Origin of the sequence: Borrelia duttonii Ly, assembly GCF_000019685.1 — a bacterium.
Taxonomy (GTDB): domain Bacteria; phylum Spirochaetota; class Spirochaetia; order Borreliales; family Borreliaceae; genus Borrelia; species Borrelia duttonii.
Genome location: NC_011229.1, coordinates 617,959 through 643,925 on the forward strand (window position 1 = coordinate 617,959; position 25,967 = coordinate 643,925).

Here is a 25,967-nt window from a genome sequence, read left to right on the forward strand (position 1 = left end):
TTGTGTGTCTAAATGAGATTAAAGGTAAAAATTTTTTAATTATGGGTTTAGGGCTTCATGGAGGAGGTCTAGCTGTTGCAAAGTTTTTGTTAAAACATGGTGGTAATTTAGTAATTACGGATTTAAGAAATGAAATTGAGTTAAGTCCAAGTATTAATTCTTTAAAACAGTTTAAAAATAAAATTCGATACGTTTTAGGATATCATAATGAGGATGATTTTAAGAGAGCAGATGTTGTAATTAAAAATCCTGGTGTAAGCTTTGATAATCAGTATTTAAAGCTTGCAAAAAGAATTGAGAGTGAGATTAGTTTGTTTTTAATGTTTAATCGAAATCCAATTATTGCTATTACTGGAACTAAGGGAAAATCAACCCTAGCATCTCTTTTGTATAGAGTTTTAGTTGCTAGTTATCCTAATGTTAAGCTTGGAGGTAATATTGGAATATCTCCTTTAAATTTTTTGGACGAACTTGATGGAATATCGCCAATTATTTTGGAACTATCTTCTTGGCAATTGCATGATATTAAGAGTTTATCTCCTATGATTAGCATTATTACAAATGTTTATTGTGATCATCAAAATTATTATTCAAATTTTGATGATTATATAGAAGATAAGGCAAAAATCTTTATAAATCAAAATTCTGGAATTTTAATTGTGCAAGATCAAGCTTATTGTAATTACTTTTCTAGATTTAAACATAATCTTAAGATTGTTTTATTTTCAGAAATTATGCCCGTAGATTTTAAAGAAGATATCTTTTATTTTAAAGATGGAAAAGTATATTTGAATGATGGAGAGATAGGTGTTCTTAATGAATCGAAAATTGTGTTGTTAATTTCTAAAATGATTACTGTTTTTGTTGCAAATTATTTGCATTTAAATTTGAATATTTCTTCTGAGATTGTGTCTATTTTTGATGGTATTGAACATAGGTTAGAATTTGTAAAAGAATTTAATGGCGTTAAGTATTATAATGATACGGCATCAACAATTCCTGATTCTACGGTTTTTTCTATTAAGAGTTTAAAGGTCCATGGAGAATCAATCCATTTGATTACTGGCGGAACTGATAAAGAATTGAATTTTGAAATTTTTGATGATATTTTAAGTTTTGTAAAAACTTGGATTTTGCTACAGGGAAGTGCTACCGTAAAAATTATTGAATTTTTAAAATCAAGAAATGTTAATTATTTTATTTTTTCATCTTTAAAAGAATGTGTTTGTTATGCTAAAGAAGTAGCTATGATAAATGATATAGTTTTATTTTCTCCAGCTAGTGCCTCTTTTGAACTTTTTCATAATGAGTTTGATCGAGGAATTTGTTTTAAAAATTTAGTGAATAGTATGACCTAAATTCTTTTTTTTATGACTTTGTAATAAATATATCTTAATATTTCAACAATATTATAAATATTATATAAAAATTTTTTGTATACAAAATCATAACATCCAATTCTATGAATAATTGTTCCTCCAAATCCGGTTTTAAATTGAAATAGTCCAAATAAAGGGTGTTTTGTATCAGCAGTTGGAGGAATTCCTAAAAAGTCATATTCTGTTATTGAGAGTTTTTTAAGCATTTGTATTGTTTCGAATTGTACCGCATAATTTGGCATTAAATGTCTATTTGTATTACTTGATGCACCATATAGGTATGTGGCTTTGTCTTTATATATACCAACAATAATGCCGGATATTAATTTTTCGTTGTGTAATGCAATTATAAGTTTTATTGTTGAATGTTTATCTTCTTTAAAGGCTTTTATTAGGTGTTTTATGTAATCTTTTGAATGAATGGCAAATTTGTCTCTTTGAGCTGTTTCTTTATAAAGTTCATAAAATTCATCAAAATATTTAAAATCATCATCTATTATCACTTTAATATTTTTTTTGTTGCTAAGATTTATATTGTATCTTGTTTTCTTTTTCATTTTAGCTTTAATATTATCTATTGAATCGTTTAAATTTAGTATTGTTGTATTTGATGGTTGTATATCATCAAATGATTTTTTGAGATTTTTAAATTTAACTTTTAGTGGAATATATTTGTCTTTACTACTTCTTGAAGTATAGAACATTAAATCATATCGTACGAATATGGTGTTTTTATGTAAGTATTGTCTTATATTTTCACTAAATTTTTTTATTTGATTGTTAATTTTATCTATATTAATATCTTCAATTCTTTTATTTGAAAATTCTGGATGAGCAACATAACTTAAATAAAAATTTCCAAAAAGCCTTCTTTGCATTACAAGGATTTTGTTAAATTGATTATTGTTTAATGCTATGGCTTTCCATGCACTTTGTTTGCTGAAATTTTGTTTTACAACTGCCCATAACTTGCTTTGAAGATAATTTTCATTTAAGTTTTCTATTTCTATTTTTTGTGTATCCATTGTTTTTATTTAGTTAGGGTTTTAATATATCTTACCATTGGGAATTTCTTTTGAGAGTACTTTTTCTTTAGAATGTTCTAATATTAAGTTAATGCCATTTATTTTCAGTTCTCCATTTTCTGCCACAATTTGGGCTTGGAGAAATTTATCTATGTTAATTTTTGTTGGTGATTTTAATTCTTTTCCAGTGTCGCTTTCAAGTATCACTCTTTCTCCAGGGATGGGATTATCTTTAAAATCTTCTACAATTATTATTTTAAAATTTTTATTTTCATCTTCAGTTGCAATTAACATTCCCTCAGATCTGATTCCTCTAAATTTTGCAGGTTTTAAATTGTCAACTATTATTATGTGTTTTCCAATTAGTTCTTCTTCTGTGTAGTGATCTGCAATGCTACTTACAATTTGTTTTCCTTCAGGAGTTCCATCGTCAAGTTTTAAGATGAATAATTTTTCTGCATCTGGATTTCTGTCTATTGTTTTGATTTTTACTGTTTTTAAGCATATTTGTTCGCTAAATAAATTTATTGAATTTTTATTTTGTTCATCTTGCATGTTTGTTCTCCCCGAATATTTTAATTTTAAACTATCAATTAGTTGTTTTTCTATTTTTGTAAATAATACTTCTGTAGATTGTATTGTTGTTAATCCTAAATTTGTTCCTAAAAATTTATTGGATATTTCATAACTTTTACCAAAAAAACTTCTTATTCTATCGCTTGTATGTGGCATGAATGGTGAGATTAATATGGAGAGATCTCTTATTAAGTATATCAGGTTTAAGAGTAATTCTTTTGTTGTTTGGGGCGTACTATTTTTTGTTTTCCATGGTTCTTTGTCTTGAAATATTTTGTTACCTATTCTTGAGATATCAAGAATTTCTTTTAAAGCTGCTTTTAATTCTATTTGTTTGAAAAAATTTATTGTTCTCTCATATTTAATATTTACTATTTGCCAAAAATTTTCATTTAGTTCTATTTTGTCAATTTTATCTCCAAAGAATTTTTTATAAAATGTTAATACTCTATTAATAAGGTTTGAAAAATTTCCTATGAGTTCGCTATTGATTCTTTCCATAAAGTCATCCCACATAAATTGAAAATCAGCTTTTTCAGGTCTGTTGTAATATATATAAAATCTCCAAACATCAGAAGGTATTCCAGTGGTAATAACATCGTTTCCAAATATTCCAGTTCCTGCAGATTTTGAAAATTTTAAGTTTTCATAATTTAGATATTCGCTTGAAGCTAGTTTATTTAACATTGTCCAATTTTCTTGACTTCCAAGTTCTATAGAAGGAAACATAATAGTATGAAATAAGATATTGTCTTTTCCGATAAATTGTATTAAATTTGTATCTTCATTATTTTTCCACCAAGATTCCCAATCTTTGATTATTTCTTTTGTAATTGATATATATCCAATTGGGGCATCAAACCATACATAAAATACTTTATTTTCATATTCTTTTTTAGGGACAGGTATTCCCCATTTTAAATCTCTTGTTATTGTTCGTTCCTTAAGTCCATCTCTTAAAAATGCATTTGTTATTTTAATGGCATTGGTGTTCCAATTTGTGTTTTGGTCAATTTGTTGTATCCAATGTTCCAATTCATTTTTTATCTTTGGTAGATCAATGTATAAATGCTTAGTTTTTTTTATAATAGGAATATTTTTACAAATTATGCATCTTGGGTTTAGTAGTTCATTTGTAACTAGTAAATTAGAGCAATTTTCACACTGATCTCCTTTTGTGTTATTTCCACAATTTGGACATTCTCCTGTTACGTATCGATCTGCTAAAAACATTTTATCTTGTTGACAAAAAAATTGTTCATTTTCTTTTTCTGTAATATATCCATTTTTGTCTAACTTTAAGAATAAATCTTGTACTGTTTCTTTATGATATTTATTAGTTGTGCGTCCAAAAATATCAAATTTTATATTGAACCATTCATAAATTGATTTGTGTATTGCATGATATTTGTTGCACAATTCTTCAGGTGTGGTTTTTTCAATTAAGGCTTTAGTTTCTGTGGCTGTGCCATATTCATCTGTTCCACAAACATAAAGTGTTTCTATTCCCATCATTCTTGAATATCTTGCAAAAGCGTCTGCAGATAAGACTTGGACTAAATTTCCAAGGTGAGGTATGTTATTAACATATGGTAATGCTGCTGTAATTAAGTTCTTTTTTTTCACTTGATTTATTTTTTCCTTTTTTGATACATTATATTCATAATATCCATAATTTTAATATTAACATATCATTTTGTTTAGTTTTTTATTAATTTATGCTTTTGTTAATAAATTATGCTTGAGGGGTTGGTGGAATATATGGGCTTTTTTAATTTTAAGGATTATGTTTATGCTAGAGCAAGAAAAAATGTAATAGATCATGGGGATAAGGCTAGTATTGTTTTTCCTGAGAGCACTGATATTAGAATTTTAAAAGCTACTATTAATATTTTAAGAGAAGGTCTTGCAGGATTTGTAGTACTTATTGGAGTTAGAGATACTATTTTAGGGAAATTAAGAGAACTTATGGGGTTTGGAGATGATATTTTGGATATGATAAAAATTATAAATCCTAGTTCTTTTAAAGACTTTAATAGGTATTTGGATGAATACTTAAGTTTGTGCCATGATAAAAAATTAGATGTTAGTAAAGCTAAGGAAGAGCTTTTAGATGATATTGTATTTTCTATGATGATGGTTAGGCTTGGTGATGTTAAGACTTGTGTTTGTGGTGCTTTAGCTTCTTCTGCTAAAGTTTTAAAAAGCGTTTTTAAGATACTTCCTAGACTTAGAGAAACTAAATTTGTGTCTTCTTTTATGATTATGGATACTCGGAATGTTTTTGCTCAATCTGAAACTTGTTTTGGGTATGAAGGGATTTTAATGTTTGCTGATTGTGCTGTAATAATTAATCCTGATTCTATACAACTTGCAGAAATTGCAATGCATAGTGCAAATTCATTTAGAAATATTTTTGATCAAGAGCCAAAGGTGGCTCTTTTAAGCTTTTCTACAAAAGGATCTGCTGATTCTTTAGAGGTTAGAAAAGTAAGAGATGCTTTAGATATTGTTAGGAGCAAATGTTCAGACTTATTGATTGATGGAGAACTTCAGGTTGATGCAGCTTTAGTTAAAAGTATTGCAGAAAAGAAGTGTAGTGATTCTCTGGTTGCCGGTATTTCAAATATTCTTATTTTTCCTAATTTAGAGTCTGGTAATATTGGATATAAACTTGTTGAGAGATTAGCTTTTGCTAGAGCATACGGTCCTTTTTTGCAAGGATTAAAGAATCCTGTTAGTGATCTCTCAAGAGGTTGTTCTGTAAATGATATTGTATTAACAAGTGCCTTAATGATATGTAGTTAATTTATTTGCAATTGTAATGAATTCCTTAACGGAGATTTCTTCAGGTCTTTTATCTAAAAAGTTTTTCAGAAAGTCTTCTTTAAGAATGTTTTCATTTTTAATAAAGTTGATAATTGTATTTTTAAGTTTTTTTCTACGACTTGTAAAGACTGTTCTGATTAATTTATTGAATATTTGAAAATTTTTAATGTTTCCTTTACAAGGAGTTAATTTTATGGTTGTTGATTTAACTTTAGGGATTGGATAAAAATTTTTTTTATCAATATCCATTATTTTAATTACATTAAAATGTGATTGTACTAATATTGTAAATGATGAATAATTTTTGTTTCCTTCTTTGGCAATCATTCTGTCTGCTAGTTCTTTTTGTACTGTAAATACCATGTGTGTTAATATTTCATCTTCAATTAGAGTTGATATTACCTTTGATGCAATGTTATAAGGTAAATTTGAAACTATTTTATTGATGCTTGTTTTTTCTTGCTTATATGTTTTTAAGAAGTCACCTTCAATTAGTTTAAAATTTTTCAGTTGACCAAATTTTTCATTTAGGATTTCTGAATATTTAGGGTCAATTTCGAATGCCGTTAAAAAATTTGCTTTATTTAATAAGGTCGCTGTCATTGCTCCAAGTCCTGGACCAATTTCCCAAATTTTTTCATTTTTTTTAATGTCAAGTGCATCTATTATTTTTTCTCTTATGTTTTCATTAATCAAATAATTTTGTCCCCATATCTTTCTTGGTGCTATATTTTTATTTTTTAACACATTCTTTATGCTGTTTATGCTGTTATAATTTATATTCATAGATAATAAAATAATATCACATAGCTATTATCATGAGTTTTTTATGTTTTCTCTATAGTATTTTTCTTGTTCTAGCCTGTAGATTAGGTAAGATAGTATCATAGTGCTTAATATTAAAAATATGCCTATATTTGAATTGTTAATTACCTCAACTTTGCTAAAAATAGTGATTGTGTTTTTTATTGTTCTGAATATATAACTATTAATTAGATCAAAAAATAGAAATAGATTTGTGCTAGTTGCATAAGTTAATAGACTAAATATTGTTATTATTAAAAATATTAAAATTAGAGGAGTAACTATTATATTTGATAGTATTGATATTGGTTGAATATTGAGATCATTTATATAAAGAATAGGAGCTGTTAGTATTTGAATTAAAAAAGTTGTAAGCATTGGGTATATAATTTTATTTAAGTTGTATCTTTTATTAAGTGCAATAGAAATGCATATTCCAATTACTGAGAGATAAGATAACTGAAAACTTATTGAATTTAATGTGTATGGGAAAATGATGGCGTTTATTATAAAACTAATTGATAATGTGCTAAATAAGTTAATTTTTCCGTATATTAATTTATAAATTATAAAAGTTTTTAACATTATAAATGCCCTTAATGCAGATGGTGATAAGCCTGTTAAGATTAAATAATTGAGTAATATTATGCTTATGATTGTATATTTTAGTTTGTAATTTATAATTATGCTTAGTAAGTAATTTAAAATAATGTAAATCAAATAAAAATGTAGACCAGATATCACTAGTATATGTGATAATCCTGCTTTTTGAAATAAATGTTTTTCATATGTTGTTATTTCTGATTTATTATTTGTAAGAATTGCTTTTAAAAAATGAGAATATTTAATACTAATCGAATTTAAAAATTTATTGATGAGTTTATTATATTTTTCTCTAAGTTTTACCAGTAGTGGTTTTTTGATGCATTGAATTTTATTATTTTGAATTTTGACGATATCTCCTATATTGTATTCATTTTCAATATTTTTAAATATAAATTTGTAATTTTGTCCAAATCCATCTATTGCTTCAATTTTGACATTTTTATATTTAGAGATATAGATAGTGATGTTTGTTATTTGGTAATAATTGTTTTCAAGTATATTAAAAATTAAACTAATTTCAAAAATTATAAGTAAACTTGTGTTGATTATGAATGTTAATGAGAGATGAGCATTTTTTTTGATTATAAAGATTAATATTAGAATTATATTTAAGTATATTAAATTTAATTTTAGATAATATCTTATTGATAAACTTAATGCACTGATTATAAATAAAAAAATCACTAGAAATCTCTTTTTGAAAGTATGTTTTAAATATATCAGATCATTAATATGTTAGATCATTTTTGTATTAAGTATTATAAAGTTTGACAATCGTGTATTTATATATCTATAATTTATCATGACATTGTTGAATAAATACCCTGTAAAGTATGCTTTTTTGGAAATCTTATTATCTTATTTTATAGTGACTCGTATTTCCCCTTTTCAAAATGTTAATGTTGACCTTTGGAACTTTAATAAAAATCATTATTCTTATTGGTTGTATAGTTTTTTTAAAATTCTTTTTATTGTGCATTTTGCCAGGTTAACAAGTTCTTATGATTTTAGGGAGGAATTTTGTATTCCAAAATTTAAGTTTGTTTTCGTTTGGCAAGCATTTGCAATTTTTGTTAAGTTGCTTGTTTGTATTTTTTTTGTATTAATTATTTTATGTCTGTGTTTTTTATTTTTTACATCAGAGTCCGTGATACCTTGGATGGAAATGGGTAGTTCTGGTTTTATTTGGGAGATCAAGAGTACTCAATCACTTCTTTTAATGGTTGTTACTTCTCTTTTTACAGGAGGAGTTGAAGAGTTGTTTTTTAGATCTTTTTTTATTACTAAACTTAAACAAATGGGAATTTCTTTATTCATTTCGAGTTTGATTAGTAGTGTTGTTTTTGCTTATGGGCATTCTTATTATGGATTTATTGGGTTTTTTATGTCTTTGATCTTTGGGATAATTTTTGCTGGTATGTATTTGAGATATAAAAATGTATATTATTCAATTTTTGTTCATAGTTTTTATAATGTCTTTGTTAGTTTTTTACTTTTTTTGTCAAATTACTCAAAGGAGCTTTTATAAGGAGGTTTTATGCTAGATACTGTTCCTAAGCGTTTCAATGAAATTATAGGGCTTTATGGAGATCTTGATATTTTTATTTATAAAGAGAATGATTCTCGAGATTTTAAGAGACAAATATATTCTGATTTTTGGAAAGAAGTTAAGAGTGTTGGATCTGGTCTTTTGCATTATGGAATGAGAAAAGGAGATAAAGTGGCTCTTATTTCTGATTCAAGAAGAGAATGGATAATCATTGATATAGCTGTTATGAGCTTGGGTTGTATTGATGTTCCAAGAGGTAATGATTCGTCTGAGGATGAATTGACTTATATTATTAATCATTCTGAATCAAGTTTTATCTTTGTAGAGAATGCAAAACAGTTACAAAAAATCATTTCTAAAAAACACGATCTTAAATTCGTTAAATATGTTGTGGTTATTGATGATGATAAGCTTTATGAGGATAAGTTGGGGAATATTACAATAATTTCTTATAGGCAATTATTAAGTTTGGGGCATGATTATTTAAAAGATTATCCTAAAATGTTTGATCTTGAACTTGAGAAAGTTTCTGGAAAAGATGTTGCTACTATAATATATACTTCAGGAACAACAGGCTTTCCAAAAGGTGTTGTGCTTCGTCATGAATCTTTTATTTTTCAGTTAGATAGAATTAATGATTATTTGCCATCACTTGAACCAGGTCAAATAATGATATCTATACTTCCTCTTTGGCATTCATTTGAGAGAACTTGCGAATATATAGTTGCTCTTAATGGTCTATCAATTGCCTATTCTAAGCCTGTAGGTCCTATTTTGCTTAAAGATTTTGCAGCCTTAAATCCTCATGCAATTATTTCTGTACCAAGAATATGGGAAGGAATAAGGGCTGGGATTATTAAAAAAGTATCAGAATCTTTTTTAAAGAAAATTTTATTTAATTTTTTCTTGAAAGTGGGAATTTTTTATGTAAAACTTATGGAAAAGTTTTTAGGACTTGTTCCTATTTATAGAAAATCCAACTTTTTAATTTCGTTTTTTGTGAAGATTATTTATCTTATAGGATTAATTTTAATTTTTCCTTTTAAATTTTTGGGACATATTTTGGTTTTTAAAAAGATAAAAAAAGCACTTGGAAAAAGATTTATATTTGGTATTTCTGGTGGGGGAGCTTTGGTAGATTATGTTGATTATTTTTTTAAGGCTGTAGGTATTGTTGTTCTTGAAGGTTATGGTCTTACGGAAACGGGACCTGTTTTGAGTGTGAGGCGTCTTAAGTCTCCTGTTGCAAATACTGTTGGGCCTTTATTTCCAGATATTGAGTATAAAGTAGTTGATCATAATGGTAATGTTTTGCCACCAGGTGAGAAAGGTGAACTTTGGGTAAAATCCCCGCAGGTTATGAGTGGTTATTTTAAAGATGAGACTATGACAAGGGAAGTTTTAACAAGAGATGGTTGGTTTAAAACGGGAGATTTAGTTTGTGCGACGATTAATGATGAAATTTCAATTGTTGGAAGGAGTAAAGATACAATTGTTCTAAGAGGTGGAGAAAATATTGAGCCTGAACCTATTGAGCGAGCTTTATCAAAATCTGTGTTTATTGAAAATGTTGTGGTTGTTGGACAAGATCAAAAATTTTTAGGAGCTATTATTGTACCTAATTTTGAAGTTCTTGAAAAATGGGCTATTTCTAGTGGAATAGCATTTTCTTCTCATGATGATTTATTATCCAATGAACTTGTGAATAAATTTTATTCTAAATGTATTTTGGATATTGTTAATCCTAAATCTGGATTTAAAAGTTTTGAGAGAATTGTTGGATTTGTTTTGTTAAAGGATGCTTTTGTTATTGGTGACGAACTTACTAATACTCTTAAACTTAAGAGGTATTATATACTTGAGAAATATAATAAGAAGATAATGTCTATCTTTAATAAAGATGATTGTGAATTATTATAATAGATTTTTAGTATATTTAAATTTATAAAATTTACATTTTTTGTATGTAAGGTATATTAAGTAAATGCATGCAGTTTTTTATTGTTTGTAAGACTGCTTTTGCTAGATCAATTCTTGCGTGTGTGAGTTCAAGGTTATCTTTATCTATTATTTTTGTGTCTTGATAATATGTGCTAAAGTTTTTTGCAAGTAAATAAGAATAATTAGCTATTATTGAAGGATTGCGATCTTTTGATGCTTTAATTATATATTCTTCAAATTCGGAGATAATTTTAATTATTTCCCATTCGTTTTCATTTACTAGTAAATCAAAATTAGTATTTTTGTTAGCTAAATTTAGATTGTTATATTTGTCAAGTATGCTATTAATTCTTGCTCCTACATATTGAATATATGGACCTGAATTTCCTGTAAATGATAAACTTTCTGTTTTGTTAAATAATATGTCTTTGTGTATTGCTGTTTTTAATAAATAGTAGTGAATGGCTCCCAATGATATATTTAATGCAAGTTTTTGTAAGTTTTGTTCATTTTCATATCTTTTTTTGAGTTCTAACATAGTTGATTGACTTAAATCATGAATTAAATTGTCAGCATCAATTATATTTCCTTCTCTTGATTTCATTTTGCCCTCAGGTAAATTTACCATTCCATATGATAAATGTATTAAATTATTTTCGTTAGTAACTCCTAATTTATCTGCAACATAAAATAAAGTTTTAAAGTGGTGAATTTGTTCACTTCCAACCACATAAATCATTTCATCGAAATCAAATTCGTTTTTTCTAGCTACTATATTTCCTAGATCTTGAGTTAAGTAAATAGATGTGCCATTAGCTCTTAAGAGCACTTTTTGTTTAAAATTTTGATTGTCTATATTGTTTTTTTCTGTAGGTATGTTGATGCATATTGCTCCATCTTCTCTTTTATAACATAAACCTTCTTTTAATCCATTAATTACAACTTCTCGTCCAATTTTAAATATTTCACTCTCAAGATAAATTTTGTCAAATGTAATGTTTGTAGTATTATATGTTTCTTTAATGCCATCAATTGCCCATTTATTTAGTTTTGTCCAAAGTTGAACTGTTTTTTCATCTCCTTGTTCCCATTGACATAGTAGTTGTTGTATTTCATTCTCTGCTATTTCACTATTTTGACTAGCATATTCATTGTATTTTACATAAAAGTCACCAATTAAATGGTCTCCCTTCTTTTGTGCAATTTCAGGGGTTATATTATTCCCAAATTTTTTGTAAGCAAGCATTGATTTACAAATGTGTGTTCCTCTATCATTTATTAGATTTATTTTTGTTACCTTGCTACCAGAAGCCTTTAATATTCTTGACAAACTTTCTCCAATAATGTCATTTCTAAGATGTCCTACGTGTAATGGTTTGTTTGTATTTGGTGATGAAAATTCTATTATTGTCTTTTTATTTTGGAGTGAGTTATTAGCACCATAATTTTCTTTTTCTTTATTGACTTTCTTGATTGTGTTTTGAATGTATTCTTTTCTGTTAAATTTTATGTTTAAATAGGGACCCATTGATTTTGTTTTATATTCATTTCCAATTTGTTTTATTATCTCTTGAGTGATTACAGGTATGCTTAGTTTTAATATTTTGCTAAATTCAAATATTAGTATTGATAAATCTCCCATTTCACTTTTTGGGGGTTTTTGCATTACTATATTTATTTTGTCTAATTTGATATTTGAACTTAATGCGAGTTCTTTTATTGTTTTTTGAATTTTATTTTTTAGATCTGCTTTTATTGTTTTAATCATTCTTTTGCCCTTTAATGTTTTTTAATATGTTAATTAATAGAAAGATTAAAGATGTTATTAAAAAAATATTTGAACTATAAGCTGGTATTTTTGTTATGTTGTAATTTTTAATAATTTGAAATGTAATATTAAACAATTTCAAATTGCCAGTATTTAATATTTCTCTGAAAAATGAAATTATTGTACTTAGTGATATAAATATTATTATGGGTGATTTTGAGTATTGCCATATGCTTGGCGATTTAAAAGGTTCATTTTTGTGAAAAGAGATTATTATAACTGTCAAAATAGGTATTGAAAATCGTAAATTTTCATAAAGAATAGGCGTTACATATTGCATAAATGGATAAGTTATACTGATAACTAGTCCTATTATTAGTAGGTAAATTTCTAGTATGTGATTTTTAAATTCTATTTTTTTAATAATTACTGCTGGCAATAAAATGCATAGTGATATCCAAGTTGATATTATTGTTCCTTCTAAAAAATTTTTAGTATATGCAAAAATTGGAAATAACATTAAAGATGTTTTTAAGTACTTGTCTGTTATGTAGAATGTTGTTTTATTCATAAAATTTACCTTGAATTATTTTGTTTTAAATTGATTTGTATCTGTGTTAATTTTTGTAATATGATCTGAATTTGTTGTTCCAAAAGTTTTGATACTTTCAATGGCTTCTATTAGTTTTTTGATCTCTTCTTTTAATCCTTTCATTGAGTTTGAGACAGTAATATTAATTTCTCCTAAACCTGATACTGTGTTTATTATTTCTTTATTTCCTCTAAACATTTCATTTGAACCTATTTTTACTTCATATGTTATTTCTCTCATTGTATTTAAAGCTTTTAAAATTTCTTGGCTACCGATTGATTGTTCTTGCATGGTATGATTTATTTCTTCTATGACTTGAACCACAAGGTTTATTGAATTAAATATTTGATTGAAAGCTTTATTTGTTAGTTCTGATGTTTTAACTGTCTGGTTAATAGAATCCATTATTTCATTTATTGATGCTGCTACTGATTCTGATTGTGAAGTTACCTGTTCTGCAAGATCTTTTATCTCTTCTGCAACAATTGCAAAACCTTTACCAGCCTCTCCAGCATGAGATGCTTCAATAGCAGCATTCATGGATAGTAAGTTTGTTTGGCTGGCTATAGATGATATTAGTGCATTAGCTTCTTGTAGTCTTGTTGAATTTTTATAGATATCTTTGATTTGCATAATGATTTCTTCTTGTTTTTTTCTTCCATCATCGGAGAAGGCTTTAAGCTCTTCTGTGCTTTTTGCTGCTTTTTGTGTTATTTCTGTAACTGATTGTATGCTTCCTATCATCTCTTCAATAGCCGAAGATGATTCTTCAACGCTTGAAGCCTGGGTTTCGATTGAATTATCAAGTGATGCAATATTTTTAGATAGATTTTCAATTGTATTTGTTGTGTTTGAAATAAATTCAACTTGTTTTTCTATTTCTCCTTGTGTTTTTTCTATATATCTATTTGAATTTGTTATTGTATCATAAGCTTTATTTATTTCGTTAAATAATAAATCACCATTGTCTTTTAACAGCTTGACCCTGCCTTGTAGCGAATTTATTACGTTTTTTAAGTTTTCAATGAAATATCCAAAATGATTTATGGTTGCACTTATTGAATCTTTTCCTTTTGAGTTAATTTTAATAGTTAAATCACCTTCTTTAACTTTTGGAATAATATTATTAAGTTTTTCTATTTTTGATATGATTAATTTTTTAATTATAATTATCATAATTAATATAAACACTATTATAAACAAAATTATTATTGATGATGACATTAATTTGATGTTATTAAGTTCGTTTGAAAATATATTGTTATGATTCATTTGTATTGCTAGATACCAAGATGAAGATGTAAGTCTTGTTATAGATATTATGTTATTATTGTTGCTAATATTGTAATTGCTTTTTCTTTTAGTCATTGCATTAAGTAGTGGGTTTGTTATATTTGTATTGTTTTCAAATAGGTCATTTATGGATAATTTGATAGGCTTAAGTGTATCTTCGTTTTTTTCGCCAAAAATTTCTCCTTGATTGTTCATTGCATATATATTGAAGTAGTGTGAACTTTTGTGATGATTGTCTTTTTCCAGTAAAGACCTTTCTAATAGCATAAATATATTATTTCTAAGTTGTTTAATGTGTTCTAATATGTCTACATATAAAACAACATATCCATTATGATCCATTCGTTCACTTTGTTCTAATTTTATGTTTGCATCATTTGTGTCATAGAAATCGTGTTGTTCTTTTTGAGGAAGTTTGTAAATCATTGGTATATAGTATTTGTTATTTATTATTGTTAAATCTTGGTTTAGTATAAGCGTATGATGATTGCCTATGTTGTTGTCTTTTTGCATTTCTTGCAGGTTTATGTAGGTATGAAGCCTCCTCTCATTATTTGAATATAATATTTTACCATTTTTATCTGTGTATTCTAATATCTTTATATAAGATGGAAATGAACTTAACTGTTCACTAGTTATGATATTTTTGAAATGTTCATTTTGTTGTTTATTTATATTTTGATTGTGATGTTTTGCAAAGTTATCAATAGCTATTAACATGTTTCTTGTATCTCTAGAGAAACTTTTTATCATTATGTTATTTACAAATTTCGTGAAATTTTGAAGTTCTGTTGTTATGATTTTTCTGTATCCACGTTCTAATAATATAAAAATCGTCATAGCAATAATTATTGTGTAAATTACAATAACAATATTAAATTTATAAAAAAGAGTAGAACTAAAATGGTTTCTTTTCATTTAAAGCCTCGCAAAACTTTTTACAAAATATCATAACTCACTAGTATTATATATGTTTTATTATATAATAATATACATATTATTAATTAATGAAATGTATATTTTAGTGAATATTTATTAATTATTTATATTATACTATAATTCGTTAACATGGCTTGAAACTTTATTTTTATGGATTGAATTTTGGAGAATTTTTTATGCGTGAGGATTTGGTAAGTGTTAAATTAAAAAATATGAGATTTTTTCTCTATCTCATGCTTTTTATTTTTATTTGCTTTGGTTTTTTGTTTCTAGGTCAAGCTTATTTAAATTATAGACATGAATATTTAAATCGTATTGAGGCTGATTTTAAACTTTTTTCAAGTAATGTGGCTTTTAAGATCAAGAATAAATATGATGGTGCTGTTAGTGTTTTGAAAAATTTGATTAAGGATAATAATGTTTTAAATGTATTACATAAGGTTTCAAATAATTTTGTTTCAAATGTCGATTTAAGATTTATAGATTTAAATACAAGTATTGCTCTTTTTTTAAGTTCTAAAGGATTTAATGATATAAGTAAAATTTTTCAACATATTCCTCTTGAAGCTAATTCTTTAGAGGGAGTTTTTTATATTCCTGTAGAAAAAAATGTTTTAATTTCAAATAAAAATTTTTCATTTTTAGATATAAATAACATTATTGAGGATCCAATTTATTTTGTACCTGTAAAGGAGCGTAGTGTTTATTATTCAAGTTATAAGAGGGTAAGAAATAAGCTTTATTCTCTTGTAAGTATGCCACTTATAAATGATAATCATGCAGTATTAGGAGTAATTTGTTTTTTTGTTTGTTTTGATAGTTTATTTGTTGATATTGCAAATCAATTAAATTCTTATTTTAAACTTAGCAATAAAAATTATGAATTTTTTATGATTGATAGAGATTTTCAACCTTTATTGTTAAATCTTAATGACTTAAATATTAATAATTTTTCAGAAAATTATGCAAATAGTGTGCTAAGTAGTGTTATAGAAGGTGTTAGAAGCGATCCTAATATTGTTAAAAAAATTTTAAAGCATAATACTTCTTCTTATTTTTTAAGTACTTCTCAGATTGCTGGACAGGTAGTTCAAGGCGTTATTTTTAATATGAATCATGTTCCTTTGAAATTTCAATCAAATGCAATATTTTTCTTAGGTTTTGTATTTGTTGCTTGTCTTATCATATTTTGTCTATGTATCAAGTTTGTTTTACCCTTTTTTAGTGATTTTAAAATGTTAATTGAGCAAAAAAAGGAAAGAGAGGATATTTTAAAGCTTGATTCTACCTCAGAATTCAAATATAAATCTTTTATCTTCTCTTATATTAATACTGAATTTGATAATTTGTTTTCAAAGACTACTAATATCGTTAATAATATTAAATTTTATGTACAGGAATTAAGAGGACGTTTAAACGAAATTAATATACCAGAAGAAAGTATAGAAAGAGTGCATAATAGTCTTACTACTTATGATGGTATAGGAGATGCTTTTTCTAAATTTGAAAAAGCAGTTATGAATATTTTAAAAGATTTTGAATCGACATCTAATCCAATTAATGAGCATAATAAAAATATATTGGATATTGCTGCTAAATTTGAAGAGAATACTAATGCTTTTTATTCAATAGATAAAAATTTAGAAGTTTTTAATAAAGTTGTAGTGTCAAATTCTGCAAGTATTGATACAGTAAAGAGTAAAGTTTCTGAATTGAATTCTGTATTTGATAGTGTAAATAAAAATTTCTCCGACCTTTTGTCTCAAACCAATAATCTTCAAAGTGCAAATAAGCTTTTGGTGTTAATATCAGCTCAGACTAATATGCTTGCAATGAATGCAGCTATTGAGGCAGCAAAAGCAGGGGATGCTGGTAAGAGTTTTGCGGTTGTTGCAGAAGAAATTAGAAAACTTGCTATTAATTCTGGTAAGTACTCAACGACTATCAAGGATGAACTTAAAAAGGTTAATAATATCATTTCAGTTATAAGTGCAGAAATTGATTCTATTTATAAAGATTTCATTGATATTCAAGATAACATTAATAATAATTCTATGCAACATGAGAGAATTAATGTTACTCTTGCTAAACATGTGAGAGAAATAGGTGAATTTAAAGAGCAGTATTTAGCTCATGACATTAAAATTAAAGATACTAAAAATATGTGTAAAGAAATATTTAATAGTTATTTTGTTATTAGTGGCAAATTTCATAATTTGAATAGTGATCTGAGTGAATTTGAGGTTTCTAAAATGAGTTTAGATGCATTAGAAACTTTGCGTGAACATATACTTTTGATTAATGAGTTTAAAGAAAAAATTGCTAGAATGAGAAATGTTGTTGAGAATATGAATAATGAATTTTGGGATGTGTAGTTTAATTTTTTTGATTAAATCCTATATATAGTATTTCTTCTTCAAGTAAAAATCCTGTTTTTATTTGAACTTGAGTTTTTATTTTATCAATAAGTGTTTTAACCTCTCTAGAGGTAGCTTTATTATTATTAATAATAAAATTGCCATGATAATGTGATACTTTTGCTCCTCCAATTTGAAGTCCTTTTAAATTGCATTCTTCAATTATTTGTCCAGTGGGTTTTAAAAAATTTTTATTGTTTTTAAATGTGCTTCCGCTACTTGGAAAGAGGTAATGTCCTTTATTGATTCTTATTTGCTTATTTTGTTTCATAATTTTTTCAATATGTTTTTTATTACCTTTCTTTAAATTTAGCGTTGCTTTTAATATTGCAGTATTTTTGTTTTGAAAAGGCGAAATTTTATATGCAAATTCATTTTTGTTAAATTTTTTACATATAAAATTTCCATTTTCATCTATAAAGATGATTTTATCTAATATGTCAGAAATTTCACTTCCAAAACATCTTGCATTCATCCAAATTGCGCCCCCAAGTGTTCCAGGAAGTCCATATATAAACTCTAGTCCGCTTAATTCATTTTTCAATGCAAAGTTACATAGATCGTTAAAATTGGTTCCGCATTCTGCAGTAATTTGATTGTCATGAATTTCAATTTTATTTAAATGTTTAGTATAGATAATAGGAAAATTAATTTCTTCTTCATCGTTTATTAATATATTTGAGCCTCCCCCTAAAATAAATATTTTAATTTTTTCTTGTATTGCTGTTTTAAATATATGTTTTGCATCTTCGATTGTTTTAGGGATTAAGAATAATTTAGAAATACCCCCTATTTTATAAGTTGTATAATTTGCCAGATTTGTTGTTTGAGGTTGAATATTTATCTTTTTAAGAAAATTATTTATGTTCTCTAACATGTTATTCATTTTATATTGGATTATTATTTTTTTCAAATTTTAATTATATTTTAGATGTAATATGGTTATATAGAATAATTTAGATTTGTCAAATTGTTTCAAATGTAATAGACTTGTTATAATAAGTTATATAAAGATTGTGTCAGTCCTAATTTTTTTAGGATATCTTTTGAATTTTAAACTTAATTTTTGATGGTATTTATGCTTCTTAAGTTATACAATACAAAAACAAAATGTTTATCTGAAGTAAAGAACTTAAGTGAAACTAAGATTTATGCTTGTGGTCCTACTGTTTATAATTATGCCCATATAGGCAATCTTAGAACTTATATTTTTGAGGATCTTCTTATTAAATCTTTAAAGTTATTTAAGTATAATGTTAATTATGCAATGAATATTACTGATATTGGGCATTTAACAGGTGATTTTGATGATGGAGAAGATAAGGTAGTAAAGGCTGCAAAAGAGAGAGGTCTTACTGTTTGTGAGATTGGCAAGTTTTTTACAAAAGCTTTTTTTGATGATTGTAAAAAGTTAAATATTTTACATCCTGATAAAGTACTTGTTGCAAGTGAATACATTTTGGATATGATAGAAGTAGTCAAAGTTCTTGAAAAGAATGGATTTACTTATTTTGTAAATGGTAATGTTTATTTTGATATTTCTCGTTTTAAAAATTATGGGCAGATGGCTGGCATTAATCTAAATGATATTAATGAAAATTCCGTTTCTAGAGTTGAGTTAGATCTTTCAAAAAGGAATAAATCAGATTTTGTTTTATGGTTTACAAATTCAAAATTTCAAAATCAAGAAATGAAGTGGGATTCTCCTTGGGGATTTGGCTATCCAAGTTGGCATTTAGAATGTGCAACAATGAATTTGAATTATTTTAATAGTACTCTTAATATTCATTTGGGGGGTATTGATCATATTAGAGTGCATCATGTAAATGAAATAGCTATAATGGAATGTTATTTAGGTAAAAACTGGTGTGACATGTTTATTCATGGTGAATTTTTGATTATGGAAAATGAAAAGATGTCAAAGTCAAATAATGATTTTATTACTATAAAAAACTTAGAAGATGAGGGATTTTCACCTTTAGATTTTAGATATTTTTGTTTAACTGCTCATTATAGGACACAACTTAAATTTACATTTCATAGTTTAAAAGCTTGCAAAGTGGCTAGAGAAAATTTGCTTAGTAAGTTGACCTCTTGTTATTCTTCATTAAGTCAATTTGATATTAGTTTACTTAGTCAGGATGATGAAAATATTGAGTTTATATTGGAACATAAATATTATGATAGTTTTTTAGAAAGAATAGCTTTTGATTTGAATATTCCTAAAGTGTTGGCTTTGCTTTGGGATATTGTGAGGGATAATAATTTAAGCTCTCTTGCAAAACTTAAACTTGCATTTAAATTTGATGAAGTTTTGTCTCTTGGATTACGGGAAGAAATTTTGAGAGAAATTGACAGGAGTAGGATAGTTATTGATGATGTTATGAATTCTTTGATTGAAGAGAGACGACTTGCCAAATTGAAAAAAGATTTTAAACGTGCTGATGAGATTAGAGAATATTGTCGTTCTAAAGGTTTTATATTAATTGATACTGAAGAGGGTACTAAAGTTAAGCGAGGATAGTTTTTGGCAGTATTTATTAGGGGACAATATTTTATTTTAAGTTTAATTTTTTTAATTTTTTTTGGTTTATTTGTTTTTTCTGGATTTTTGTTTTATTTAAAGCCTGTAATTTATGAAATATCACCTATGCCTGCTTCTCATGAAAATGTAATTGTGATTAAAGGACGTAATTTGGGTGATAAAATTGGAGAAGTTAATATTAATGATCATTATTTAGTGAAAAGTAGTATTATTAGTTGGAGCAATGAGAGAGTAGTTTTTAAAATTACTAATGAAATTAATTCTGGGCTTGTTTTTATAAAAAATAGGCAAGGTATTAGTAATGAGCTTTTTCTTGTTATTAGTAGACAAGTGCCAATAAAACTTGAAAAAGACAATAGTCCTTTTCTTTTTTTTGAGGAAAATTTAGTTGTAATGACAAATACTCCTATTGTATTGAGGGGTAAAAATTTAACGTCAGATTCTGGAGTTGTTGAGATATTTATTCAAACCAAACATGAACTTTATAAAGTGCTCTCTAGAGATATATTGAGTTTAAGTGAGATGGAGATAAGATTTATTCCCCCTAAAACTTTGAATATTAATGGTGAAATTTTTGTAGTGGTTGATGAACTTAAGAGCAATAAACTTCCTTTTAAATTTAATGAAAATTTTTTTGCATGGAATTTAAAGAAGGGTAGAAATTTTAAAATTTCCCATGAAATTTCTTTTTTAAAGAATAAGAATGATAGTTCTAATGAAATATTAGATAATATTAATTTTAATATTTTTTATTTAAGTCCAGTTGAAAATGAAAGACAAAAAATTCAGTTTGTAGATAATAATGGAACTTTATTGAATTTAGATAATTTGTTTTTTAAAAATTTGAAATCAGATAAGTATCATTTTAACTTTGAAGTTAAGACTTTTCAGTTAAATTTAGATATTTTTGATGTGAAAGCTTTGGAGGGTATTAGGGTAAGTACAGATGCTAATATACGTGAGTTTAAAACTTATGTTTTAGATAAAAGAGATCATTATTTATCTTATGATTCGTTTGATTTAACTTCAATTAATTTGAATGTCAATAATAAAGATTCCGCTTATGAATTAGCAAAATCTATTATTGATGCTTTAGTATCATATTTTACACTTGTAAATAATGATTTAGCTTTAGATAAATCTATTGAGATGAAAGAAATTTCAGTTGATAATTTAATTTTGCTTACTAATTTATTGTTTTTTAGACATAATATACCTTTAAGAAATGCTGTTGGATTTTATTTCGATAATAAGTCTTCCAAACTTCAAAAACATATTTGGTGTGAGTTTTTTTTAGAGCATATTGGTTTTATTTATTTTGATATAATAAATGCAGTATTATTTAAGGATAGCTCAAATTATTTTTTGAATATGTCAGAGAATTATATCCATTATGGATATAGAGAAGATTATGATAATGATTTATTATTAGATGAATATGTTGATTTGGTGTTGTTTAAATATAAAAGCTTAACAAGTCATGATCATTCTTTGAATTATAAGATTACTTTGGAGGAAAATAGTAATGATAGATAACATTCTATTTGATTTAATTGAAAGAGAAGCTAAAAGAGAGAGAGAAAATATTGAGTTAATTGCTTCAGAGAATTTTGTTTCATCAGATGTTAGACAAGCTGTTGGAAGTGTTTTGACCAATAAATATGCCGAAGGGTATCCTTCAAAGAGATATTATGGTGGATGTTCTGTTGTTGATGATATTGAAAATTTAGCCATATCACGAGCTATGGAATTATTCGGTGCAAGTTATGCTAATGTTCAGCCTCATAGTGGTTCTCAAGCTAATATGGCTGCTATAATGTCACTTATTAAGCCTGGGGATAAAATTCTTGGGATGGAATTGTCTCATGGTGGTCATTTGACTCATGGTAGTAAGGTTAGTTTTTCTGGTATGTTTTTTGATGCATATTCTTATGGTGTTTCAAGAGATTCTGAGATGATTGATTACGATGATGTTAAAAACATAGCTAAGGCATGTAGACCAAATTTGATCATTGCTGGTGCATCTTCTTATTCAAGAGAAATTGATTTTAAGAAGTTTCGTGAAATAGCAAATGAAGTTTCAGCTTATCTTTTATGTGATATTGCTCATACGGCAGGTCTTGTTGCTACGGGTTTTCATAATTCTCCTATTGATGTTGCACATTTAACTACAAGTACTACTCATAAAACTTTAAGAGGTCCTAGAGGAGGCTTAATTCTTGCAGGTAAAGAGTTTAATACAATGATCAATTATAATAATAAAGAGAGAACTTTAGATTCAGCTGTTAATTCTTGTGTTTTTCCAGGAACCCAAGGGGGACCTTTAATGCATGTTATTGCGGGCAAAGCAGTGGCTTTCAAAGAGGCATTAAATAAAGAGTTTAAAGATTATATTTCTAGGGTTATAGAGAATACTAAAGCTATGGCTGAGTATTTTATTTCAGAGGGTCTTAGAATAGTTAGTGGTGGTACAGATAATCATTTGTTTTTGGTTGATCTTAGTGGTTTAGGTATTACGGGAGCTGATGCTGAGAAGATTCTTGAAAGTGTAAATATTACGCTTAATAAAAATGCAATTCCTTTTGATTCTAAAAATCCTTCTGTAGCTTCTGGAATTAGAATTGGTGCTCCTGCTATTACTTCACGAGGTTTAAATAGAGATGATTCTATTAAAGTTGCTCATTTTATTATTAGAGCTTTAAAGACAAAATCTACTGATGAACTTAGAAAGATAAAACAAGAAGTTATAGGGTTTATTAGTAGTTTTGATATGCCTTAGTTTGCATTTATAGGTTGATTGTTGCAGTGTATAATTTATTTCAGATTATCTTTTTATTGTTGCCATTTATTTTGATTTTTAGTCCTTTTATTTTAGGCATATTTTTTATATTTTTTATTTTAAGTATAATTTATAGCATTTTAGGTGGATTTAGGATATCTACTACTACAAGGGATTATTTTTATTCTAAATCAAGGGAATTTGAGTTTTATAAATTATCATTTTTACTAATGGCTAAATTAATTTCTATTTTAGGATCGATGACCGGTGAGCAATTAAATTATATTAGTTTTATAATGAGTTCATTAAATTTATCTGAAAGAGATAAGAGTGAACTTTATAATCTATTTCATTTTTCTGTAACACAGAATAGGAATGCAGACAAAATATTATATACTCTAAAACTTGGCTATTTTCAACGTAAAGACCTTTTTGTGTGGCTTGTGTCGGTTTTAAAAGAAATTAATAATTTAGCTAGATGTAAAAGTTTAGAAGGTGATAAATTTATTTCATATGTTAGTTCATTTCTTGAACTTGATTTTGAAAGTTATGATTCTTATAAGAATGTTGATATAAAGGTTGTTAGTCCTTATGAAGTATTGGGGTTAAAATATGATGCTAGTGATGATGATATAAAGAGAGCTTATAAAAAATTGGTTATACAATACCATCCAGATAAATTTGAAAATGAACCTGTTAAACAAAAAGAGGCAAATGAAAAATTTATTAGGATTCAGGATGCTTATGAAAAAATTTCTAAAGAGAGAAATTTAAAGTAGGAATGAATTGGCATAAATTAAATAATTTGTAGGTTTTGTTAATTTTATGGGTAAAATTGTTTAAAGAGTAAATTTACTCTTTAAACAATTTTTTTTATTAAGAAATAGATATTTTAAATAGTATAAATACACTTCCATTTTGATCTTTAGATGCCAGGATATTGTTTGAATCCCATCCAATAACTATGTTTGTTAATTTAATTAAGTTTTCTAATTCTAGTCCAGCTTTTAGATATAAGGTGTTTTTTGGAAAATTAAGGGTTCCTAGCATATGAGCACCTACATATGGAATTATATATGTATTTGGTGACATAGATTTTAAAGGTATTGCATAATCAAGGTATAATGCACCTCCAAGTTGAGTTGCGCTAGCAAATTCAATGTTGGTTTTATTTGTGGTGGTAGTGTTTGGAGTAAGAGCTGCTATTATGTCATCTGATTTAGGTTTGTCTCTTAAGAGATCATAAATTCCTATTGAGGCTATCCAACCAAGTCCAGGGATAATACCTTTTTTATTATCTTCGTAAGTTGAAAGTTCTGCATTCAATGTTTGAAATGATTTTTGGGCGATTTTTTGTATTAACGTATTTGAAGATGTAGGTCTATATAGACTTTTTCCATAATTAATTCCAAATCCGATGCCGGATTTTTTATCTTGTGCGCCAAATATTCGTTTGTTATAAGATTTACTTCCACTAATTTCCCAAGATTCTTCTTCTCCTTCATTTGTATTCCAGGCAAGTCCTATACCAGTTCCCACAGAGAATTCAAAATTGGGGGTTCTTTTTGTATCGAATTGAAGCTTATTGCTTACTGGATCAAATTGCTTTTTTTCATCTGTGTTTGCTTTTCTAGATATGTGTCCAAGTATAGAAAAATCACTTGCAAATGGGTCTATTCCTAAATCGGAACCGGCATTTAGTAATAGATAAGTATTTTTATTGTTAATTTTTGTAAGACCAAGTTTGTAACTAACTCCAATGGAAGTTATTATAGATGCATTTGATAGAGTTGGATTTACAAGATCTGAGTCTGTGACAGATGTATCTTTAAGACCATATGTTATTGAGGAATTATTGAATGTTGAGTTTCCGATTGCTCCTGATATTCCAAAATTTAACTCAAGAGGATTTTTGACACTGATATTTGAATTATATTGTGTTAAATTGTTTTGTATTGGTTTCCATTTGACTTGCGTACCATAAAGTATACCTTTGTAAGTATCGTTATAAGGAATTGCCTCTTTATTTTTTTTATCCTCTTCAGAATCTTTGTCATTTTTTTTATTATTTCTATTTCCTGTTCCTGTTGCTCCAATTGATAGTATGAGTTCTAATTGTGATGGAAGTTTGTATCCAAATTGAAGAGTTCCTATTTTTTTAGCTGTACTTCTTGAAAGAATTGTTCTTGTTGTTGCATTTTCCTTGTTTGGAAAACCGTAATATTGGCTTTGAATTTTACTTATTGGTGCAAAACTAAATAATGATTCTTGATTAAAGTTAAAATCAGTCATTGATTCCATTTTAAGGTAAAAATCGTACATATTAATTTGTGCTGTAATATTTCCTACGCTAAATTTTATTGGTGTATTACTTTTTCCACTAGCGTTTAAGCATAGACTTTCTACTTTAACATAAGCTGAGAGAGGATCATTATTACCTACTTCTTTTGTATTTATATATGGTGTAATTTTAATTCCCACATTGGTTTTATTTTCTAAACCAGGAACAAGTTCATCCATATCAAATCTAAATTGGCTACTGTTGTCAAAAGTTAATGTAATAGGGAGTTTGAGATTTTGATTAAGTTCGGGTGTATTATTGCTTGTATTTGTATTGTTTGAGTTATTACCATTAGTATCAGTCTCATTATCTTCAGCAAAAGCCATTATATGACTTAATATTATTACGAGTAGACATATTATTGTTTTTGTCATTATGATATCTCCTTTGTTATAAGATATAAACTTCTTTGGAAGTTTCTTTTAATAATTATATATTTATTATATATTTTAGGTATTAAGGGTTTTATGATTTTATAATATTAATTCTTATGTAAAAATTCAAGTAATTTTAAGGTATGTATAGATTATTCAAATAAGACCAACTATTTGTTAGTCTTATTTGTTAATATTATGATATATCTA

The 25,967-nt window shown here is 26.5% G+C and carries 18 protein-coding genes; 9 read left to right on the forward strand and 9 right to left on the reverse strand.

What is annotated here, in order from left to right; translation table 11 throughout:
• Positions 1–2: 2 nt before the first annotated feature.
• On the forward strand, positions 3–1,358 hold the full coding sequence (gene murD, locus BDU_RS02920; protein WP_012538333.1) for a UDP-N-acetylmuramoyl-L-alanine--D-glutamate ligase: 1,356 nt from the start codon (positions 3–5) through the stop codon (positions 1,356–1,358).
• On the opposite strand, the gene BDU_RS02925 is transcribed toward murD, so the two are convergent.
• Together BDU_RS02925 and metG are read right to left on the reverse strand one after the other, a co-directional pair.
• Positions 1,355–2,404: a lipid II:glycine glycyltransferase FemX gene (locus tag BDU_RS02925; RefSeq protein WP_012538334.1), complete on the reverse strand. Its 1,050-nt coding sequence runs from the start codon at positions 2,402–2,404 to the stop codon at positions 1,355–1,357. The genes murD and BDU_RS02925 overlap by 4 nt on opposite strands.
• Positions 2,405–2,425: 21 nt before the next feature.
• Positions 2,426–4,615, reverse strand: a complete 2,190-nt coding sequence (gene metG, locus BDU_RS02930; protein WP_143705835.1) for a methionine--tRNA ligase — start codon at positions 4,613–4,615, stop codon at positions 2,426–2,428.
• A gap of 126 nt (positions 4,616–4,741) precedes the next feature.
• Between metG and pta the strand changes: the two genes are divergently transcribed.
• The gene (gene pta, locus BDU_RS02935; RefSeq protein WP_041177727.1) at positions 4,742–5,788 is read left to right on the forward strand and encodes a phosphate acetyltransferase; all 1,047 of its coding nucleotides are present in this window, start codon (positions 4,742–4,744) and stop codon (positions 5,786–5,788) included.
• Here pta and rsmA read toward each other — a convergent pair.
• Both rsmA and BDU_RS02945 read right to left on the reverse strand, forming a co-directional pair.
• Positions 5,771–6,595, reverse strand: coding sequence for a 16S rRNA (adenine(1518)-N(6)/adenine(1519)-N(6))-dimethyltransferase RsmA (gene rsmA / locus BDU_RS02940; protein WP_012538337.1), 825 nt, complete (start codon positions 6,593–6,595; stop codon positions 5,771–5,773). The two genes, pta and rsmA, sit on opposite strands and share 18 nt — an antisense overlap.
• Before the next feature lie 30 nt (positions 6,596–6,625).
• Positions 6,626–7,903, reverse strand: coding sequence for a ComEC/Rec2 family competence protein (locus tag BDU_RS02945; protein ID WP_012538338.1), 1,278 nt, complete (start codon positions 7,901–7,903; stop codon positions 6,626–6,628).
• A 289-nt stretch (positions 7,904–8,192) separates the two neighbouring features.
• On the opposite strand from BDU_RS02945, the gene BDU_RS02950 reads away from it, so the two are divergent.
• A complete protein-coding gene (locus tag BDU_RS02950; RefSeq protein WP_318250779.1) occupies positions 8,193–8,747 on the forward strand; it encodes a CPBP family intramembrane glutamic endopeptidase in 555 nt (184 codons plus the stop codon).
• A gap of 9 nt (positions 8,748–8,756) precedes the next feature.
• Positions 8,757–10,688: an AMP-binding protein gene (locus BDU_RS02955; RefSeq protein WP_012538340.1), complete on the forward strand. Its 1,932-nt coding sequence runs from the start codon at positions 8,757–8,759 to the stop codon at positions 10,686–10,688.
• Positions 10,689–10,719: 31 nt separating this feature from the next.
• Here BDU_RS02955 and argS read toward each other — a convergent pair whose 3' ends face one another.
• From argS to BDU_RS02970, 3 genes are read right to left on the reverse strand one after another with little or no spacing between them, the layout of a single operon-like run.
• Positions 10,720–12,477 (reverse strand): arginine--tRNA ligase, encoded by a 1,758-nt coding sequence (argS, locus tag BDU_RS02960; RefSeq protein WP_012538341.1) that lies wholly within the window; start codon positions 12,475–12,477, stop codon positions 10,720–10,722.
• Positions 12,470–13,048 (reverse strand): hypothetical protein, encoded by a 579-nt coding sequence (locus BDU_RS02965; protein WP_012538342.1) that lies wholly within the window; start codon positions 13,046–13,048, stop codon positions 12,470–12,472. The genes argS and BDU_RS02965 overlap by 8 nt, the downstream gene beginning before the upstream one ends.
• 15 nt (positions 13,049–13,063) lie before the next feature.
• Positions 13,064–15,280, reverse strand: a complete 2,217-nt coding sequence (locus BDU_RS02970) for a methyl-accepting chemotaxis protein (RefSeq protein ID WP_012538343.1) — start codon at positions 15,278–15,280, stop codon at positions 13,064–13,066.
• A 197-nt stretch (positions 15,281–15,477) separates the two neighbouring features.
• Between BDU_RS02970 and BDU_RS02975 the strand changes: the two genes are divergently transcribed.
• Positions 15,478–17,676: a methyl-accepting chemotaxis protein gene (locus BDU_RS02975; protein ID WP_041177728.1), complete on the forward strand. Its 2,199-nt coding sequence runs from the start codon at positions 15,478–15,480 to the stop codon at positions 17,674–17,676.
• 1 nt (position 17,677) lies between these two features.
• Here BDU_RS02975 and murB read toward each other — a convergent pair whose 3' ends face one another.
• A complete protein-coding gene (gene murB / locus BDU_RS02980) occupies positions 17,678–18,595 on the reverse strand; it encodes a UDP-N-acetylmuramate dehydrogenase (protein WP_041177729.1) in 918 nt (305 codons plus the stop codon).
• A 201-nt stretch (positions 18,596–18,796) separates the two neighbouring features.
• On the opposite strand from murB, the gene BDU_RS02985 reads away from it, so the two are divergent.
• The 4 genes from BDU_RS02985 to BDU_RS03000 are packed head-to-tail and all read left to right on the forward strand — an operon-like array spanning position 18,797 to position 23,821.
• Positions 18,797–20,242, forward strand: a complete 1,446-nt coding sequence (locus tag BDU_RS02985) for a cysteine--tRNA ligase (protein WP_041177786.1) — start codon at positions 18,797–18,799, stop codon at positions 20,240–20,242.
• A gap of 3 nt (positions 20,243–20,245) precedes the next feature.
• Positions 20,246–21,799, forward strand: a complete 1,554-nt coding sequence (locus BDU_RS02990; protein WP_012538347.1) for a DNA-binding protein — start codon at positions 20,246–20,248, stop codon at positions 21,797–21,799.
• A complete protein-coding gene (gene glyA, locus BDU_RS02995) occupies positions 21,789–23,042 on the forward strand; it encodes a serine hydroxymethyltransferase (RefSeq protein WP_012538348.1) in 1,254 nt (417 codons plus the stop codon). Before BDU_RS02990 ends, glyA begins: the two co-directional genes overlap by 11 nt.
• A gap of 26 nt (positions 23,043–23,068) precedes the next feature.
• Complete coding sequence (locus BDU_RS03000) at positions 23,069–23,821, forward strand: J domain-containing protein (protein WP_041177730.1); 753 nt, start codon at positions 23,069–23,071, stop codon at positions 23,819–23,821.
• A 97-nt stretch (positions 23,822–23,918) separates the two neighbouring features.
• Here the strand turns inward: BDU_RS03000 and BDU_RS03005 are convergent, their stop codons facing one another.
• Positions 23,919–25,757 carry an integrin-binding adhesin P66 family protein gene (locus BDU_RS03005; RefSeq protein WP_012538350.1) on the reverse strand — a complete coding sequence of 613 codons (1,839 nt, stop codon included), beginning with the start codon at positions 25,755–25,757 and terminating at the stop codon, positions 23,919–23,921.
• Positions 25,758–25,967: the final 210 nt, after the last annotated feature.